Raw genomic sequence first — 18,602 nt, 5'->3', positions numbered from 1 at the left:
CAAATGAAAAGGTGCTTCTGATGCCCGTGGTGGACCGCCAGGAGTGGGACGTCGTCGTGGTCGGTGCCGGCGGCGCCGGGCTGCGCGCCGCGATCGAGGCACGCGAGCGGGGTGCCCGTACGGCGGTGATCTGCAAGTCGCTGTTCGGCAAGGCGCACACGGTGATGGCCGAGGGCGGCATCGCGGCGGCCATGGCCAACGTCAACGAGCACGACAACTGGCACGTCCACTTCCGCGACACCCTGCGCGGCGGCAAGTTCCTCAACCAGTGGCGGATGGCCGAGCTGCACGCCACGGAGGCCCCGGACCGGGTCTGGGAACTGGAGACCTGGGGCGCCCTGTTCGACCGTACGAAGGACGGGAAGATCTCCCAGCGCAACTTCGGCGGCCACGAGTACCCGCGCCTCGCCCATGTCGGCGACCGCACCGGCCTGGAGCTGATCCGGACCCTGCAACAGAAGATCGTCGCGCTCCAGCAGGAGGACAAGAAGGAGACCGGCGACTACGAGTCCCGGCTGAAGGTCTTCCAGGAGTGCACGGTCACCCGGATTCTGAAGGACGGCAGCCGGGTGTCGGGGGTCTTCGCGTACGAGCGGGAGAGCGGCCGTTTCTTCGTCCTCGAAGCGCCCGCCGTGGTGGTCGCGACCGGGGGCATCGGCAAGTCCTTCAAGGTGACGTCGAACTCGTGGGAGTACACCGGCGACGGGCACGCGCTCGCCCTGCTGGCCGGGGCGCCCCTGCTCAACATGGAGTTCGTGCAGTTCCACCCAACGGGCATGGTCTGGCCGCCGTCGGTGAAGGGGATCCTGGTCACGGAGTCGGTGCGCGGCGACGGAGGGGTGCTGCGCAACTCCGAGGGCAAGCGGTTCATGTTCGACTACATCCCGGACGTCTTCAAGGAGAAGTACGCCGAGTCCGAGGAGGAGGGCGACCGCTGGTACGAGGACCCGGACCACAACCGGCGGCCGCCCGAGCTGCTCCCCCGCGACGAGGTGGCCCGGGCCATCAACTCCGAGGTGAAGGCGGGCCGCGGCTCCCCGCACGGCGGGGTCTTCCTGGACGTGTCGACGCGGATGCCGGCCGAGGTGATCCGGCGCCGGCTGCCCTCCATGTACCACCAGTTCAAGGAGCTGGCGGACGTCGACATCACGGCGGAGGCGATGGAGGTCGGCCCGACCTGCCACTACGTGATGGGCGGGGTCGCGGTGGACTCCGACACGGCGGCGGCGCGCGGGGTGCCCGGGCTGTTCGCGGCCGGTGAGGTGGCCGGCGGTATGCACGGCTCCAACCGGCTCGGCGGCAACTCCCTGTCCGACCTGCTGGTGTTCGGGCGCCGGGCGGGCTGGCACGCGGCCGACCACGCGGCGGACCTCGACATCCGGCCGGCGGTGGACGACATCCAGGTCGACTCGGCGGCCGCGGAGGCGCTGCGGCCGTTCTCCGCCGAGAGCGAGCAGCCCGAGGCGGGCCCGCCGGAGAACCCGTACACCCTGCACCAGGAGCTCCAGCAGGCGATGAACGACCTGGTCGGCATCATCCGCCGGGAGGGCGAGATGGAGCAGGCCCTGGAGCGGCTCGCCGCGCTGCGGGTGCGGGCCCGCCGGGCCGGCGTGGAGGGGCACCGCCAGTTCAACCCGGGCTGGCATCTCTCCCTGGACCTGCGGAACATGCTGCTGGTCAGCGAGTGCGTGGCCCGGGCGGCCCTGGAGCGCACCGAGTCGCGCGGCGGCCACACCCGTGAGGACCATCCGACGATGGACCGCGACTGGCGCCGGATCAACCTGCTCTGTCAACTGGCCGACCCCACGGGCGGGCTGGCGGCCACCGACCCGGTGCGCGGCCAGATCACCCTCACCCGCGAGACCACCGACCCCATCCGCGCCGACCTGCTCGCCCTCTTCGAGAAGGAGGAGCTGGTCAAGTACCTCGCCGAAGAGGAGCTGTACGAATGAGCGGCTACACGGCCCACTTCAGGGTGTGGCGAGGCGACGTCGAGGGCGGCGGCCTGGAGGACTTCAAGGTCGAGGTGAACGAGGGCGAGGTGGTCCTGGACATCATCCACCGCATCCAGGCCACCCAGGCCCCCGACCTGGCCGTCCGCTGGAACTGCAAGGCGGGCAAGTGCGGTTCGTGCTCGGCGGAGATCAACGGCCGTCCGCGCCTGATGTGCATGACCCGGATGTCCGTCTTCGAACGGGACGAGACCCTCACGGTCACCCCGCTGCGGGCCTTCCCGGTGATCCGCGACCTGGTCACGGACGTCGGCTTCAACTACCAGAAGGCCAGGGAGGTTCCGGCGTTCGTACCGCCGGCCGGAGTGGGCCCCGGCGAGTACCGGATGTTCCAGGAGGACGTGGACCGGTCGCAGGAGTTCCGCAAGTGCATCGAGTGCTTCCTGTGCCAGGACACCTGCCATGTCGTGCGCGACCACGAGGAGAACAAGTCGGCGTTCGCCGGGCCGCGTTTCCTGATGCGGGTCGCGGAGCTGGACATGCACCCGCTGGACGCGGCCGAGAAGTCCGGCCTGGACCGCAAGCGCACGGCCCAGGACGAACACGGTCTCGGCTACTGCAACATCACCAAGTGCTGCACGGAGGTGTGCCCCGAGGGCATCCACATCACCGACAACGCGCTGATCCCCCTGAAGGAGCGGGCCGTGGACCGCAAGTACGACCCGCTGGTGTGGCTCGGCTCGAAGATCAGGAGGCGCCCCGCAGGAGGCTGAGCGCCTGCCGGAGGTTGGACTCGGCGATGTCCCGCATCGGTTCGCGCTCCGGGAAGTCGCCGTCCAGCAGCCTGAGCGGCCCGGCGACGAGGTTGAGGTGCATCGCGAGCCGGTACAGCTCCATGCGGTCCTCGTCGAGGTCGGCGGTGCGCAGCACGTCGTAGGCGGGCCCGAAGCGGAGCTGGAGGAAGACGTGCTCCCATTCGGCGTCGAAGTACATCAGGCCTTCGATGTCGATGAGCGCGGGATCGCCCTCCTCGGTCACCAGGACGTGGTCCGGGCCGAGTTCGCCGTGCACCAGGGAGGCGTGGTCACGCGGCTCGATCACGTCGTACAGCTCCCGGACCCGCTCCGACAGCGCCTGGCGGGCCTCCCGCACCCGGGGGTCCCGCTCGGCCACCTCCGCGATGTCGTGCAGGGCCCGGTCCGCGACGACCTGCTCGCAGGAGCTGCCGATGGGCTTGCCGCCCTCCTCCACCAGGGCGGCCTTGCCGTACCCGGAGGCCACGCACTCCCGGAGCGCGCCGAGCGTCCCGGCCAGCCGGGCCAGCGGCACCCGGGCCGCGCCGGGGTCGCTGCGCAGCAGCACCTCCAGGCTGCCGCCGCGGACGTCCTCGACGACCGCCGCGTACGAGGGCAGGTACTCGGCCTCCTCGTCGGCGAACAGCAGCCGCGGGGTGCGCACCCCGAGTTCGGTCAGCCGGTCGTGGGCCGACAGGAAGAGGCCGAGCCCGGAGGCGTGTGCGAAGGGGTCGCGGATGTCGGCGTCGGCGGGGCCCCAGTAGTCCTCCTCCGGGGACCAGACGTAGGCGATCGCCGACCTGCCGTTGTCGAGGGCAAGCCGGTAGACGCCTTTCTTGGAGCCACCGCGCAGCCGGGTGACGGTGGCGGGGGCACGGCCGAGGGCCTCGCGGGCGAGCGGTGCGAGGTCGTCACGGGTGAGGTGGGCACGAGCGGTTGTCATGACGTACGGACCCAGTCCTTCCGATAAGAGGTCCAGTCATCCTCGGTGGCGGCGAAGTCGACGTACAGGGCGACGCCGAAGTTAGCGCGATCCGCGTCCGTGCGTGACAGTCCCAGCCGAACCCCTCGCACGGCCGCCGGTACGGTCTCCGCGTGCGCCCAGTGGCCGAAGCGGTTCTCGTGGTAGAAGGGCAGCCCCATGAGGAGGTCGGTGTCTGCCGGGGTGACCTCCAGCGCGAGGCTGGTCTGCTGCGCGACGTACCCGCCGTACAGGCTCTGCAGGGGCTGCATGGTGTCGTACGACATCACCGCGATCTGGTCCACCCGGCGGGCGACTTGCCCGAAATACTCCTGTGACCACCATTTGGGATGGCCGGTGACGGTACCCCAGAAGGAGTGAAAGGCGGGGAGCGGGTCGATCTGGTGTGCGGCGACCGACAGCAGTGGGGTCACCGGCCGCAGCGCATCGAGGAGAGCCAGGTAGTTCCGGTCGCCGGAGTGCAGGGGCTCCAGGTCGAAGTGGACCCCGTCGAAGCCGGCCGCGATCACCTGCCGGGTCGACGCGACGACGGCGGCACGTGTCCGCGCCTTCTCCAGATGCATGGCGTACGGCTTCTCGGGCGCGATCTCGTCCCCGAGCCAGGCCTGGACGCGCACGCCGGGAAGTTTTCGATGCACGGCCGTTATCAGCCAACGGGCCTTGGGATAGTCCGTTCTGGGCAGCGTGCCGTTGTGTTCCAGTGGTCCGGCATGGACGTAGAGGTCGCGTATGCCGGTGTCCGCGAGCCGGGCGGCGAGGGCGGTGACGTCGGCGTCGCTCTTACGGCCGTCGACCCAGGCGTGCCCGAGCCAGAGGACGTCCTTGTCCCGGGTGTGGGTGCCGGGCCTCGGGTCGCCGGTGAAGTTGACGCGGAGGGCGGTCTCGGCGGTGAGGAGCGGAAGGACCAGGAGCAGGACCGCGGCGAGCCCGACCCGCCGGGTCCAGCGGACCCAGGGGGCTCTCTTCCGGACGCCGGGCACCTCCGGCGCGCCCTCCCCCTCCCCCGTTCCCTCCCCGGTCCCCACGCCCTCCGACTCTGATTCCGTTGCCATCGGTGGTCCCCCTGTTCTCGTCGTCCCCCGCCCGTCCCCGCCCCGGTCGCGAAGCCGACAGGCTGCCCATACGCTCCGAAATGTGACGTCATCCTTGATCCGGGGCCGTCCGAGGCACGCCACCGGGCACATAGGCGTGCGGGTGGGGCATGCCGTGCTGGGCGGGGTGGCCGGAGCGGTCTGGCTGGTATTGCCGGTGATGACGACCACCGCTGAAGATCCGGTTCCCGCGGCGGCGCGCGAGCCGGTCGCCGCGGCCCGGGCGGACGGGGCGTCGACCGCCGACTACGTCATGCCGCTGGTCGCGGTGGCGGCCGCCGGGGCGCTGGGCGGCTACGGGTACGTGCGGCGCGTCCGGCGCTCCCGCTCGCGGACCACCCCCGGGATCGTCTCCGCCGCCCCGCCGAAGCCGTCGGCGGTCGATGTCGAACGGCAGGCGCGGGCCGCGCTGGTCCTGGCCGACGACTGCGTCCGCACCGGCCGGGAGGCGCTCGGGTACGTCGACGGCGGCGACTCCACCGCGGCGGCGATGCGGGCGGCCGAGACCGAGCTGTCGGCCGCGTTCGCGATATGGCGGCGGTACGAGGAGGGGATACCCGGGGACGCCACCGGTCGGCGGCAGGCGCTGGTGGGGGTGGTGGGGCGGTGCGCGGAGGCGGGGCGGCAACTGGACGCGGCGGCGGAGGGGTTCGACGCCGCGTGGGGTGCGGGGGACGCGCTGGCGGTGGCCGAAGGGCGGTTCCGGGAACTGGCCGCGCGCACGGGCGGGGTGGCGAGTGCGCTGACGGAGGCGGGCGAGCGGTACGGGAGCGGGGCCGTCGCCGCCGTGGTGGGGTACGTCGAACAGGCCAAGGACCGGCTGGTGTTCGCGACCGGACGACTCAATCAGGCCCGCCAGGACGCCGATTCGGGCGACGCTGACGGGTTCCGGCGCGGCCTGCGCGCCGCGGAGGGGGCGGTGGCGCAGGCCGGGGTGCTGCTGGACGGGGTGGCCCGGCTCGCGGCGGAACTGCGGACGGCGGCGGGCCTGCTGCCGGCCGCGCTCACGGGCGCGGAGGCGGAGCTGGCGGGCGTCCGGGCGGCCGCCGCACCGTCGCGCCTGGCCCACGCCGACATCGTGCTGGCCGCCGTGCGTGAGGAGCTGACCGGTGGGCCCTACGACCCGCTGGACGCCCTGCGCCGGGTCGTACGGGCGGTGGAGGGGGCCGGGGGCGGGCGGTCCGGGGTGATCGCCGCCGGGGCGGACCTGGTGGCGCGGGGCGCGCTGGAGGCGGCGGACGACTTCGTGGGGGTGCATCGGGGGGCGGTGGGGACGGAGGCGCGGGCGCTGCTGGCAGAGGCACGGCGGGCCGCTCCCGCGGACGCCGACCGGCTGGCGCGGCGGGCCCGGGAGCTGGCCGGACGGGACGTGCGCACCCATGGCAACCCGTACGCCGGGGCGGCAGCCCACGAGAGCGGGCTCGCGGGCGCGGTGCTGGGGGGCGTGTTGTTGGGCGAAGAGGGGGACGGAGGGCCGGTGGTGGCGTTCGGGGGGCCCGAGACACGGACACGGTTGGGCTGACGCCCACGGGGGTGCCGAGACCGGTCGCCGGGCGTCCGCCGGCACGTGGGGGCTGCTCGCGCAGTTCCCCGCGCCCCTTAAGGGCCGTCAGGCGCAGCGCCCCTGAAACGGGCGCGGGGAACCGCGCGACCAACCCCCGCGGCGCCGCACAGGCGCACCGGCCGCAACCCCGCAAGGGGCGTGGGCCGTCGCGACGGCGCCGCGTTCGTGCGGGTGTCGGTGTCGTCCCTCTCAGAACAGGCTGAGCAAAGCCTCCGCGGGGTCCGTCAGGCCTGTTTCGCCGTCCGGCAGGGGGAGTTCGAACCACACGGTCTTCCCGCGTGGCGTCCGGCGCGAGCCCCACGCCGCGCTCAGCAGCCCGACCAGTTGGAGCCCCCGGCCGCCCTCGTCGGTGTCGCGGGCGCGCCGGCGCCTCGGCTGGACCAGGCCGGAGTCCCACACCTCGCACACCAGCGTCCGGTCGAGCAGCAGCCGTAGCCGGATCTCCCCCTCGCCGTACCGCAGCGCGTTGGTGACCAGCTCGCTGACCAGCAGCTCCGTCGTGTCGACCAGCGGCTCCAGGTCCCAGCTGACCAGTTGGGCGCGCGCGTACTCACGGGCGCGACCCACACTGCGCGGCTCGCGCGGCAGCGTCCAGTCGCCGACCGACTCGGCCGGCAGCCCTTGTACACGTGCCATCAGCAACGCGATGTCGTCCTCGCCGTGGTGTGTGTCGAGGGTGCTCAGGACGTGGTCGCAGACGTCCTCCAGGGGCTGGGAGGGATCCGTGAGCGCCCCCACGAAGGCCTGGAGCCCCTCGTCGAGGGGATGGTCCCGGGATTCGACCAGGCCGTCCGTGTAGAGGGCGAGCAGCGCGCCCTCGGGGAGTTCGACCTCGACCTCCTCGAAGGGCTCGCCGCCGACGCCGAGCGGCATGCCGGGGGGCACGTCGAGCATCAGCGCGTCCTCGCCGGGCTCGACGAGCACCGGCGGCAGATGGCCGGCGTTGGCGAACGTACAGCGCCTGGTGACCGAGTCGTAGACGGCGTACACGCAGGTCGCGAGGTAGACCTCGGAGAGGTCGGCGTCGCGGGGCTGGCGGGCCGTGCGGGTGGCCTGCTGGACCCCGCCGGGGGTGCCGAGGCCGCGCGCGATCTCGTCCAGCGCCGAGAGCACCTCGGCGGGTTCGAGATCGAGAAGGGCCAGCGTACGGACCGCCGTGCGGAGTTCGCCCATCGCGACCGCCGCGCGCAGGCCTCGGCCCATCACGTCGCCGACCACCAGCGCCGTGCGGTGGCCGGGGAGTTCGATGACGTCGAACCAGTCGCCGCCGACCTCGGTCGCCGCGTTGCCGGGCAGGTAACGGCACGCGATGTCCAGGCCGGACGCCTCCGGGTCGCCGGGCGGGAGCAGGGACCGTTGCAGTATCAACGCGCGTTCGTGCTCACGGCGGTAGAGGCGCGCGTTGTCGATGCAGACGGCGGCGCGGGCGGCCAGTTCGACGGCCAGCTCGCGGTCGCGGTCGCCGAACGGCTCGCTGCCCTTGGTGCGGGCGAACTGGGCGAGGCCGACGACCGTGTCGTGGGCGACCATCGGGACGGCGAGGGTGGACTGGACGAGGCCGCCCTCCTCGGCCGGCACATGCTGCGGGCGAGCCGTGCGCAGGGCGTCCGCACAGGGCGAGTTGAAGGGGTAGTGGTGGACCGCGCCGACGGCGACCGGGGAGCCGCCGCCCACGAAGGGCGCGTCGGAGACCGCGCTGGCGAAGGCGACCCGGCGCAGCTCCGCGCTGCCGTCGGAGAGTCCGGGCGGCCTCTCGTCGCCCGCCAGCAGGCCCTGGTAGAGGTCGACGGTGGCGATGTCGCAGAAGCCGGGCACGACCACGTCGAGGAGTTCGCGGGCGGTGGTCTCCAGGTCGAGGGAGTTGCCGATGCGGGCGCCCGCCTCGTTGAGGAGGGCGAGATTCCGCCGGGCCGCGGCGGCCTCGCGGGCGGCGGCGCGGCGGGCGGTGATGTCCAGGCCGAGCCAGGCGATGCCAATGGGGCGGCCGGTGCCGCTGTGCACCCGGTAAAGGTTGATGGACCAGTGCCGGCGCTCCTCGGAGCCCGGCACGAACCCCGTGACGTGCATGTCCGTGATGGAGTTGCCGGTGTCCAGGACCCGGCGCAGGGTGGCCGCGACCCGCTCGGCCTCGGAACGCGGCAGATAGTCGTGGACGCCCTTGCCGCGGTGGTCGTCGGGGCTGCCGCCGAAGATGGAGGAGAACCGCACGTTGGCACGGCGGATCCGCAGGTCGGGATCGATCAGCAGGAAGCCGAACGGAGATTGACCGAATATCGACTGCGAGGCGGCGAGGTCGGTCTCGATGCTGCGTAGGGTGCGGACGTCGACCACTATGCACACGGCCGCGTTCTCGCCCTCGGCGGTGCGGGTGGGCATGACGTAGACCTCGGCGAGGCCCTCCTCGCCGCGCTCGCCGTCCGCCGTGTCGGGCATCCGGAACGGGACCACACCGGTCCACTCCCGCCCGTCCAGGATCTCGGCCATCTTCCGCTGGCCGCGCTCGCGCAGGTCCGGGTCTATGAACGCCTCGATCGGATCCATGCCGACGGCGCGCTCCGCGGGGATGCCGAAGATCTGCTCGGCGCGCAGGCTCCACTGGTCGACCAGGCCGCCGGCGCCGATGGAGAACGAGGCGACCTTGATGTAGTCGTAGATCGAGCCGGGTGGACTGCTCTGCCACATGGCGTCGCCGGGGGCCGCGGCTGCCTCCGCGGTCCCCGCCCTCGCACCGTCCGACGGGTCCTCGGACTCCGTGGCCTTAGCTGGTATCTCGCTCACGCGAACCGTCCCCTCCAGCTCACCGCGCCCGGCACCGGTCACCGGGGGCGGCTGCCCGCAGTATCCAGCACTACGGCGCCGCCTGACACGGTGTTCACGATCACAGCACGGTCCCGACGATTTCCGGACCGGACCGTGACAACACTTCCAGTCTTCTAACCAGGGAACACGCCGTCGAATCACGCACTCCGGCACCCATTCCCCGGCCACTCGCGCGAGTGGACGTCGTAGCGCTGCGTGTACACCCCGTTCACCCCGTCCGGCCGGGTACCGCCAGCTCGAACCAGACCGTCTTCCCGGTGTCACCGGGCCGGGTACCCCAACTGCGCGAGGAGCCGGCGACCAGCTGGAGACCGCGGCCGCTCTCGTCGTCGGGGCTGGCGGCACGCTCGCGCGGCGGGTCCGGGAGCGGGTCGGAGACCTCCACCCGGAGGGTGTCGCCGAGGCCGGCGGGGCGGACCAGACGGACGCCGATGGGGCCGGTGGCGTGCCGGAGCGAGTTGGTGACCAGCTCGCTGACCAGCAGTGCGGCGATGTCGGCGAGGCCGTCGAGACCCCAGCCTGTCAGTTGGTCACGGACCGCGGTCCGGGCGGTGCGCACGGCGCCCGGTTCCGCCGGAAAGGTCCACTCGGCGGTGTCCCCTTCGGTGTCGATCACACCGATCACTTCCCAGTCCCATCGCTGGCCGCGGGCCCACCCATGTCCGGTTTCGTGGGGTTAATGGGCACATACCCGAATACCGGGATGCAGTACCGCACGGGACGGCGCACTGTGGCTCGAACGGCGTAGGAGTAAGGCCTGTGCGCCTACGAGCCGGGGGTGAGGTCGTCAGGCGGGTGCGGCGCCGTCGGGGCTTGTCGCGCCCGCGCGGCGGTAGCCGCATGTCAATGCAGCCCCGCGCCCCTGGCGGGGGTCGAGCTTCGCCCCTGTTCCCACCAAGCCGCCTTCGCGGCGACCTCACGCACCGCCGGTACATCCTGGTCCAGCCAGTTCACGTCCCAGAGCTGGTCCGGGGTCAGCCACCTCAGCTCGTCGTGGTCCTGGAGGGGCTTGGGGGCGGTCGAGCCGGGCCGGAGGCGGGCGGTCCACACCTGGAGGACGTACGGCTCCCGCACCGGCCACTCCCCCGGTACCCGCGCCACCGTTTCCGTCTCCACGCCCAGTTCCTCGCGCAGTTCGCGCACCAGGGCCTGTTCGGGGGTCTCGTCGGGCTCGACCTTGCCGCCGGGCAGTTCCCAGCGGCCGGCCAGTTCCGGGGGTGCGCTGCGGCGGGCCGCGAGCAGGCGGCCGGCGTCGAGCAGGGCGGCTCCGACCACCACGATCCGTTCGCTCATGGCCCGGAGCCTACGGGAGGCGGTGCGGGGTCAGTTGCGCATGCCGTCCCCGCCGCCGAGGCCGATGCGTTCGACCCAGTAGAGCTGCTTGTGTCCGCGGTCGTCGAGACTGTCGGCGATCTTCTGCGCCTCGGCCCGGGTCGCGTACCGGCCGACGCGGTAGCGATTGCCGTTGTCGTCCTGCCGTATGACGAGCCAGGGGAGAGAGACCGTGCCTTCCGTCATCGCGCCCCTCCGTTTCTCCCGGCTCCCGCCCATCCCCGCCCCGCTAAGGAAACCGCACTCCGCATATGCCCGAGCGTACGCCTAACCTTTACGCAGCGAATACGCCTTTTCACAAAGAGGTACGCAACCAGCCAGAACGGTGGGGGCGCACGATGACGAACGCGCCGTTCAGACACCCGGCACTTCGGGTCACAGGCATACCGCGGACAGCCGGGACCACCTGCGAGAACGGCCGGATTGCAGCGGCCGGGTCCAGGCCCTGACAGAGACCGTGAAGACGTCAACCCTCACAAGGGTGTGCGCTACTTCACGGGCAGGTGGTACGCGGCGCGGTACCGGTCGGCGGGGATGACGACGTCCGCGGTCTCCACCGGGCGACCGGAGGCGTAGTACGTCCGCTGGATCACCAGGACGACATGACCGGGGACGCCACCCAGGGTGAGCAGTTCCTCGGCCAGGCCGGGGCGGGCGCCGACCTCCTCGGTGACGTTGTCCACGATGACGTCGATGGCCCGCATCCGCTCGACCACGCCCATGCCGCCGAGGGGGCCCTCCTCGGGCAGCATCACGGGGGTGCGGCCGGTGACCGCGAGGGGCTCCCAGGAGGTGGAGAGCATCATCGGCTCGCCCGCGTCGCGGAACAGGTACCGGGTGCGCATCACACGGTCGCCGACCTGGATGCCCAGCCGGTCGGCGATCACGGCACCGGCCTCGGCCTGCTCGCTGCGCGACTCCCAGGTGCCGCGCGCGGTCGCGTCGGTCTGCTCCTGCCGGAACGGGGTGGCGCCGCCGACCGGGCGGAACCCGGAGCGGGCCACCCGCCGGGGCACGGGCCGCTCGCGCACATAGGTCCCGGAGCCGGAGCGGCCCTCGACCAGCCCCTCGGCCATCAGCACCTTGCGGGCCTCCAGCGCGACGGTGTCGGAGACGCCGTACTCCTCTCGGATGCGGGCCTGGGACGGGAGCCGGGTGTGAGGGGGCAGCGAACCGTCGACGATCTTCTTGCGGAGATCACCCGCGACACGCAGATACGCCGGCTGCTCACCGAAAGTCACTGGCCACTCCCATCAGGTTGTACAGACAGCAACAGCCTGGCAACCGTGGGTTGTGCCATGCAAGCAAAGGCCAGAGAATCACTCGATGTGATGACATGTGGCTGGGGAAGGCTTTGCGCAGGCACTTTCTCCCCGCTGTAGCCGCGGTCACACCTGCATACCGGAGCCACTTCCTCCGCTGCCCGAGTCGCCGCCGCCGTCGCCGTGCGCGGGCGGGACGGTGGTGAGGCCCAGAGCTTTGCGTACCGTCACCGTGCGGTGCGGGTCGATCAGCTTGGACCCCTTGTCGTAATGCGCGTAGAAGGTATCGACGTCCGCGGCCTTCGCGGCCTTCGCCCACTCGGCGCGCGCCTTGTCGAGGTCGTCGACGAGGGCGAGGACCGGCTGCTTCGTGTCCGCGGTCCACTCGTACGAGCGCAGCGTCGCCGACTGCTCGCCGAGCGCCGTGGCCACCCGGCCCGCCCACGCCCTGTTCCCGGGCAGGTCGTCCTCGATGTAGTCGGAGTCCGGCGCGGTGTCCAGGGCGGCGTTCAGGACGTGCGCGGCCTTGAGGTAGGCAACCTGTTCGGAGGCGTAGGAGTCGGCGTCCTTGTGGTACGAGCTGGTGAGCCTGCCGCCCTCCGTGGCGCTGCCGAAGGCACAGACGACACTGCGGTCCCCGGCGGCCCAACTGTCCTCGCTGGGCGTGAAGTAGTACACGGCGACGTCGTCGGGGACCTCCCAGACGTCGAAGGCGTAGGTCTCCTCCAGGACGTAGCAGCGTTGGTCCGCCGAGTCGCCGACCGCGCCGTCGCCCGGGTAGTCGGTGCCCTTGAGGTCGTAGGTGCCGAAGACCTCGCCGTCATGCCCACCGTCGCAGGCGACATGCGTGACGTCGGTGACCAGGTCGTCGTCGAGCGCGTGGTCCGGGGTGTCGAAGCAGTCACCGGTGGACAGCGAGAGGCTGGAGCGGTCGCTCGCGCCCTCCTTGACGCCCTCCCAGAAGCTGGCCGCGCCGCCGGTGGCGAGCAGCAGCACCCACAGGGCCAGCCCGATCCCGGAGAGCACCGACCCGATGACCGCCATCGCCGTGCCGCGCTCACCGCGCTTGCGGATCTGGCTCAGCGCGACCAGTCCCAGCACCAGCCCCACCCCCGGCAGACAGCACAGCAGGCCGAGCACGAGGGAGGCGATGGCGAGGCCGTTCACGGGCGCCGGGAGCGCGTAGGGGCTGTAGCCCTGGCCCCAGGGCTGGTACGGCGAGGGGTACGGCGGCTGCGGTCCGTACGGTCCCTGCGGGTACTGCGGGTACTGCGGCAGGCCCGTCTGGGGCGGCTGGTAGGGCCCTTGTGGCTGCTGGGGGCCGGGAGGCGGAGGTATGGACACCGGTACCGTGCTCCTGAGGGGGCGTCTGGCCGCGTGAAACGGACGGCTGAACTGACGTACGACTGCGCGCATCGTAAGCGCGCCGTGAACGGGGGCGGAATGAGGGTGGGGAGAGCGGTCGTGCGCGCGGTGACCGCGCTGGGCGGACGCCCCGGCTTCCACGCCCCGCACCGGCACTCCCGGCTCGCCCGCGCGGCGGACCGGGCCAGGGATCCCCTGCCCTTCCCCGAGCACTCCTGGGAGGACGACCAATGAACGACACCGTCAGCGCCGTCAACGCGCTCACCGCACGCTGGGCGCAGCGGACCAGACAGGGCACGGTCTTCTCGGCCGCCGGGGTCTGGCCGCTGCTGGCCTTCCTCGCCGACGGCGCCGCGGGCCCCGCCCGGGACGAACTGACCCGGGCCGTGGGGTTGCAAGCGGACCAAGCGGCTGCCGGTGCACGGGAGTTACTCGGCGGGCTCGCCTCGATGCACGGTGTCGGGGCGGCCCTGGGACTGTGGACCGACCATGCGCTGGAGCTGCGCGAGCAGTGGGCGGCCGGGCTGCCCGCCGACGCGCTCGGGGTGCTCGGCGCCGACCCCGCGGCCTCCCAGGAGGCACTGGACGCGTGGGCGGCCAAGCGCACCGAGGGGCTGGTCGAGCGGATGCCGGTCAAGCTGACCGAGGGCGCCCGGATGGTGCTCGCGACCGCGCTGGCCCTGCACACGCAGTGGCGGCAGCCGTTCCGGGAGACCGTGCTGCGGCCCGGCTCCGGGCCGTGGCAGGGCCGTACCCTGGCCGGTCTGCACCGCAGCAGTGTCCGCACGGACCGGATCGGGGTGACCGCGGGCCCGGACGGGTACGTCACCACGCTGAAGATCCTGGGCGGCAACGCCCTCGACGTGCATCTGCTGCTCGGCGAGGAGGGGATGGCGCCCGGGCAGGTGCTGCACACCGGCATCGGCGTCCTGGAGCGCGCCCTGCCGGTGACCACCGGCGGCCAGCTCCCCTACGGGCAGGCGGGTCCTGGGGTGGCCGTGGAGCGGCTGCCGTCGGCCACCCCGGACCCCGTACAGCTGGATGTGACGACCGTGGGCTTCGAGGTGCGCGCGGACCACGATCTGCTCCAACTGCACGGTCTGTTCGGGCTCTCCACTGCGGCCGACGCCCGCGAGGGGCACTTCCCCGGGATCAGCGCCGCGCCGCTGGCCATCGGGGCCGCCGGGCAGTCGGCGGTCGCGGAGTTCGGGCCGCTGGGCTTCCGGGCCGCCGCGGTGACGGCCGTGCTGGCAGCACCGGGCGGCGGCCCGCCGCAGTACCGGCACGAGTCGACCGTCGTCCGGGCCACCTTCGACCGCCCGTTCGGCTTCCTGGCCGTACACCGCGACACCCGCCTGGTATTGGCGGCCGGCTGGGTCACGGAGCCGGCGGTGGCGGGCTGAGCGGCGCGCCCCCGAAGGGGCGCGGGGCTGTATTGAACTTGCGGCTGCCGCCGCGTGGGCGCGACGAGCCACGGCGGTGCCGCAGCCGAACGACGGCCCGTCATGGCCCTTCACAGCGAAGCGCTCAGTCGAAGTCGGTCGCCCGGGTGCGCTTCTCCCAGGCGGCGATGTCCCCTCGGACGGCGTCCAGTTGGGCCAGTACGGCGGTCACCGCGTCGTCGCCCAGGGGCAGGCGCAGCGGGGTCTCCTCGGCGGCCAGGGCGGCCAGGATCAGGGCGGCCGCCTTGGCCGGGTCGCCGGGCTGGCTGCCGTGACCGCCCTCGACGGCGTCACGGGTCTCGGCGACCTTCGGGTACACGCCGGTGTCGGGGCTGGCCCCGGCCCGGCCGGTGTCGAAAAGGGCGGTGCGGAAGGCGCCCGGCTCCACGATCAGCACCTTGATCCCGAACTCCCGCACCTCGTCGGCGAGCCCCTCGGACATGCCCTCCAGCGCGAACTTCGTGCCGCTGTAGGCCGAGAAGCCCGCGAAGGACATCTGGCCGCCCATGCTGCTCATCTGCACGATCGCGCCCGAGCGCTGTTTCCGCAGCTGCGGCAGGGCCGCCCGGACCAGCGCGGCCGGGCCGAGGACATGCAGGTCGAACAGGTCGCGCAGTTCGGCGTCGGTGGTCTCCTCGAAGGCGCCGACATGGGTGCGGCCGGCGTTGTTGACGAGGACGTCGATCCGTCCGTGCCGGGCCACGACGTCCCGTACCGCGGGCTCGATCGCGGCGATGTCCGTGACGTCCAGACGTACCGGGTCCAGCCGCCCGGGGTGGGCGGCGGCCAGGTCGTCCAGTGCCTCGGGGCGCCGGGCCGCCCCCACGACGGTGTCACCCGCGGCGAGCGCGGCCTCGGTGAGTGCCCGGCCGAAGCCGCTGCTCGCCCCGGTGATGAGCCAGATCCTGGTCATGTCCCGTCTCCCTGCTGTCCGCGGTCGGTCCAGCCGACCACCCTCACCCGGAAGGGAGTTCGCGTCCAACGGGTTTTCGGGGCGGGTTCACCTCACCGGCGTACGCCCCGGGTGACGCGCAGCCTGATGGTGCGGGCCTCGGGGCGCAGCGCGAACTCGGGCCACACGTCCGGTCCGCAGGCCCGGGAGCCGAGTCCGTGCTGGGCCGCGTCGACAATGAGGTGGCTGGTGGTGGACTCCGGGAGTTCGTAGGGGTGGGCGGCCCGGGCGAGCTGCTGGGGGGTGTGCCGGGCCAGGGTGAAGCCGGGGCGCCGTCCCTGGGTGTCGGGGAGCGCCGTGAACTGGAGTACCTCGGTGTCGGCGCTGGTCAGCGTGAGGCGGCGGAGCCGGGAGCGGTGGCCGGTCTCCTGGGGGCGTGCGTAGCCGGCCGCGAGGTCCGCGACGGCGGCGGAGAAGCGGCCGGTGCGGGCCGCGCGGAGGCTGTCCGGGTAGGACTCGTGCGGGCCCAGGCCGAACCAGTCGGCGCCGTCCACCGGGGCGCTCCCGTCGGGCAGTTCGAAGCGCACCCCGATCCGCGGCCACACCGTCGTCCAGCCGCGCGAGGGCTCGATGTCCACGCGCAGTTCCAGCTCGCCGTCCTCGACAGACCACACGGTCTCGACCGTCACCGACAGCGCGGAGTGCGCGGCGGAGACCCGGTCGACGGTGCGCAGGGCGTCCGTGGTCTCTTCCACGGTGACCCGCCGTGTGGTGAGGCGGTCGAGTCCGTCCCGGCGCCACAGGTCGGCGCTGGACACCTCGGCGGTACTGGCGTCGCTGCCCTCCAGCCGGTCGGACGTGCCCTCGTCGTTGTCGGTGGGCGCCCGGAACAGCTCCAGTCGCGGACCGGTCACGGCGCGGCCGGCGAGGCGGGTGAGGGAGCCGCCGGTGAACTCGGCGATGCCGAGGGCGAGCGTGCCCTCGTCCGGCCGCCAGCCGGTCCGGCGCCGGACGGCGGGCACCGGCCGCCGTACCGAGCGGTCCAGCTGGGCGGTGGCGACCTCGTGTCCGGCGGGCGCCCAGGGGGTCTCCGCGGCCAGCACCGCCTCGACCGTCAGCCAGGTCTCGGCGTCCGGGGCGACCGGGACCGCCGGCAGCGGCACCCGCCCCGACTCGCCCGCGGCCACCGCCGGGACCTTCAGGTCCCCGGACGCCACGAGGGTGCCGTCGTGCTCGACACGCCAGCGAAAGCGCAGGTCGGAGGTGTCGGCGGAGTGCCTCAGGTTGGTGATCGCGAGCTGGTCGTCGTCGAAGGCGAAGCGGATCGGCTGCACCACGGCCTTGAACTCGTGGAGGCCGGGCGTCGGCACGTCGTCGCTCAGCACCATGCCGTCCATGACGAAGTTGCCGTCGTGCACGACCTCGCCGAAGTCGCCGCCGTAGGCGTAGTACGGCGTTCCCTCCGGGGTCCTGGCCAGGATGCCGTGGTCGCGCCACTCCCAGACGAAGCCGCCGTGCAGCCGGGGGTGACGGTGGACCAGTTCCTCGTACTGGTCGAGGGCGCCGGGTCCGTTGCCCATCGCGTGGGCGTACTCGCACAGCAGGAACGGCCTGGTGCGCTGCCGGGCGCCCTGGGCGGGGGTGCAGCCCAGCAGCGGTGCGCGGGACCCGTCCGTGCCGATCTGCTCGGTCTCCGTCACGGTCGCGTACATGCGCGAGTAGACGTCGGTGTAGTCGCCGGTGTAGTCGCCCTCGTAGTGCACGGGACGCTCGGGGTCGCGGGCGTGCACCCACGCCGACATGGCGGCGAGGTTGGCGCCGGTCCCGGCCTCGTTGCCGAGCGACCACAGCACGACGCCGGGGTGGTTCTTGTCGCGTTCGACGGTGCGCTCGATGCGGTCCAGGCAGGCCGCGCGCCAGGCCGGGTCGTCGGTCGGGTTGCCGGTCCAGCCGACGTTGTCGAAGCCGTGGGTCTCCAGGTCGCACTCGAGAACCACCCAGAAGCCGAGTTCGTCGGCGAGGTCGAGCAGCCGGGGGTGCGGCGGGTAGTGGCTGGTGCGGATGGCGTTCACGTTGAACCGCTTCATCCGGGCCAGGTCCTCGCGGGCGTGCGCCTCGTCGAAGACCCGGCCGCGCTCGGGGTGGGCCTCATGCCGGTTCATGCCGTGGAAGACGACCCGGCGGCCGTTGACCAGGAAGCGGTCACCGCGTATCTCGACAGTGCGGAAGCCCACCCGCAGGGCGATGCTCTCGGCGGCCGACGACACGGTGACGTCGTACAGCCGGGGCTCCTCGGCCGACCACGGCTGCACGCCCGGGACGTCGAGGGGCGTCACGTCGGCCGCCGTCTCCCAGACCCGCTCGACGCCCAGTTCGGGGATGCGCAGGGTGACGGGGAAGGCCGTCGGGTCGGCGGTGATCTCGGGGTCGATCCGGCCGTGCCCGTCGTCGTAGCCGGTGCGCAGCCAGACGTCCTCGACCCCGCCGGCCGGGCGGGCGAGCAGGGTGACGTCCCGGAAGATGCCCGGCAGCCACCACTGGTCCTGGTCCTCCAGGTAGCTGGCCGCCGACCACTGGTGCACCCGGACGGCGACGACGTTGTCGCCGGGGCGGACCGCGGACGTCACGTCGAACTCGTGGGCCAGCCGGCTGCCGCTCGCGCTGCCGATCTCGACGCCGTTCACCCACACCTTGAACAGCGACTCCACCCCGTCGAAGCGCAGCAGCACCCGCTCGGCGTCCGACCAGCCGTCGGGGAGGCCGAAGTGGCGGCGGTAGTCGCCGGTGGGGTTCTCGTCGGGGACGTGCGGCGGGTCGATCGGGAACGGGAACTGGATGTTCGTGTAGATCGGCCGGCCGTAGGCGCCGTCGCCCTCCAGTACCCAGTGCGCGGGCACCGGGATGCCGTCCCAGCCGTGGTCGTCGAAGTCCTCGGCCGCGAACTCCTCGGCCACGGCCGCCGTCGGCGACAGCCGAAAGCGCCAGTTTCCGTTCAGCGAGAGGGCGGGGGCGTCGGAGTGCAGCCACGAGCGGGCCGGGCGCAGGGCGCCACGCCAGGGGGCGGTGTCCGATACGTACGCGGAGTGCTCGGAGGGCAAGAGTTCAC

General features: G+C 72.6%; 15 protein-coding genes. 5 read left to right on the top strand and 10 right to left on the bottom strand.

The window, feature by feature from the left end:
• The first annotated feature begins 20 nt into the window (after window positions 1-20).
• The gene (locus AB0D59_RS24990) at window positions 21-1,952 is read left to right on the top strand and encodes a fumarate reductase/succinate dehydrogenase flavoprotein subunit (RefSeq protein WP_362569290.1); all 1,932 of its coding nucleotides are present in this window, start codon (window positions 21-23) and stop codon (window positions 1,950-1,952) included.
• A complete protein-coding gene (locus AB0D59_RS24985; protein WP_362569287.1) occupies window positions 1,949-2,725 on the top strand; it encodes a succinate dehydrogenase/fumarate reductase iron-sulfur subunit in 777 nt (258 codons plus the stop codon). Before AB0D59_RS24990 ends, AB0D59_RS24985 begins: the two co-directional genes overlap by 4 nt.
• Here AB0D59_RS24985 and AB0D59_RS24980 read toward each other — a convergent pair.
• On the bottom strand, window positions 2,700-3,689 hold the full coding sequence (locus AB0D59_RS24980) for an aminoglycoside phosphotransferase family protein (RefSeq protein WP_362569284.1): 990 nt from the start codon (window positions 3,687-3,689) through the stop codon (window positions 2,700-2,702). The genes AB0D59_RS24985 and AB0D59_RS24980 overlap by 26 nt on opposite strands.
• The gene (locus AB0D59_RS24975; protein ID WP_362569281.1) at window positions 3,686-4,780 is read right to left on the bottom strand and encodes a glycosyl hydrolase family 18 protein; all 1,095 of its coding nucleotides are present in this window, start codon (window positions 4,778-4,780) and stop codon (window positions 3,686-3,688) included. The genes AB0D59_RS24980 and AB0D59_RS24975 overlap by 4 nt, the downstream gene beginning before the upstream one ends.
• An 82-nt stretch (window positions 4,781-4,862) precedes the next feature.
• Between AB0D59_RS24975 and AB0D59_RS24970 the strand changes: the two genes are divergently transcribed.
• A complete protein-coding gene (locus tag AB0D59_RS24970; protein WP_362569278.1) occupies window positions 4,863-6,341 on the top strand; it encodes a hypothetical protein in 1,479 nt (492 codons plus the stop codon).
• Window positions 6,342-6,572: 231 nt separating this feature from the next.
• Here the strand turns inward: AB0D59_RS24970 and AB0D59_RS24965 are convergent, their stop codons facing one another.
• The 6 genes from AB0D59_RS24965 to AB0D59_RS24940 all read right to left on the bottom strand — a co-directional run bounded on the left by AB0D59_RS24965 (window position 6,573) and on the right by AB0D59_RS24940 (window position 13,141).
• Window positions 6,573-9,161, bottom strand: a complete 2,589-nt coding sequence (locus AB0D59_RS24965) for a SpoIIE family protein phosphatase (protein WP_362569275.1) — start codon at window positions 9,159-9,161, stop codon at window positions 6,573-6,575.
• Window positions 9,162-9,411: 250 nt separating this feature from the next.
• A complete protein-coding gene (locus AB0D59_RS24960) occupies window positions 9,412-9,828 on the bottom strand; it encodes an ATP-binding protein (RefSeq protein WP_362569272.1) in 417 nt (138 codons plus the stop codon).
• A gap of 218 nt (window positions 9,829-10,046) precedes the next feature.
• Window positions 10,047-10,496, bottom strand: a complete 450-nt coding sequence (locus tag AB0D59_RS24955; RefSeq protein ID WP_362569268.1) for a (deoxy)nucleoside triphosphate pyrophosphohydrolase — start codon at window positions 10,494-10,496, stop codon at window positions 10,047-10,049.
• Between the two features lie 30 nt (window positions 10,497-10,526).
• Window positions 10,527-10,721: an SPOR domain-containing protein gene (locus AB0D59_RS24950; protein ID WP_362569265.1), complete on the bottom strand. Its 195-nt coding sequence runs from the start codon at window positions 10,719-10,721 to the stop codon at window positions 10,527-10,529.
• 302 nt (window positions 10,722-11,023) lie between these two features.
• A complete protein-coding gene (locus tag AB0D59_RS24945; protein WP_362569262.1) occupies window positions 11,024-11,776 on the bottom strand; it encodes a GntR family transcriptional regulator in 753 nt (250 codons plus the stop codon).
• A 147-nt stretch (window positions 11,777-11,923) separates the two neighbouring features.
• Entirely contained in the window at window positions 11,924-13,141 is a 1,218-nt protein-coding gene (locus AB0D59_RS24940) for a DUF4190 domain-containing protein (protein WP_362569259.1), read from the bottom strand.
• Between the two features lie 120 nt (window positions 13,142-13,261).
• Here AB0D59_RS24940 and AB0D59_RS24935 point away from each other — a divergent pair, with 120 nt between their 5' ends.
• Window positions 13,262-13,396, top strand: coding sequence for a hypothetical protein (locus AB0D59_RS24935; RefSeq protein WP_362569256.1), 135 nt, complete (start codon window positions 13,262-13,264; stop codon window positions 13,394-13,396).
• A complete protein-coding gene (locus tag AB0D59_RS24930) occupies window positions 13,393-14,565 on the top strand; it encodes a serpin family protein (protein WP_362569253.1) in 1,173 nt (390 codons plus the stop codon). Before AB0D59_RS24935 ends, AB0D59_RS24930 begins: the two co-directional genes overlap by 4 nt.
• A 124-nt stretch (window positions 14,566-14,689) precedes the next feature.
• Here the strand turns inward: AB0D59_RS24930 and AB0D59_RS24925 are convergent, their stop codons facing one another.
• Together AB0D59_RS24925 and AB0D59_RS24920 are read right to left on the bottom strand one after the other, a co-directional pair.
• Entirely contained in the window at window positions 14,690-15,517 is an 828-nt protein-coding gene (locus AB0D59_RS24925) for an oxidoreductase (protein ID WP_362569250.1), read from the bottom strand.
• 92 nt (window positions 15,518-15,609) lie between these two features.
• Window positions 15,610-18,594: a glycoside hydrolase family 2 TIM barrel-domain containing protein gene (locus AB0D59_RS24920; protein ID WP_362569248.1), complete on the bottom strand. Its 2,985-nt coding sequence runs from the start codon at window positions 18,592-18,594 to the stop codon at window positions 15,610-15,612.
• Between the last annotated feature and the right edge of the window lie 8 nt (window positions 18,595-18,602).

It is taken from the genome of Streptomyces sp. NPDC048417 (genome assembly GCF_040651615.1).
Taxonomy (GTDB): Bacteria; Actinomycetota; Actinomycetes; order Streptomycetales; family Streptomycetaceae; genus Streptomyces.
This window is presented reverse-complemented; position numbering and strand designations above follow the sequence as displayed.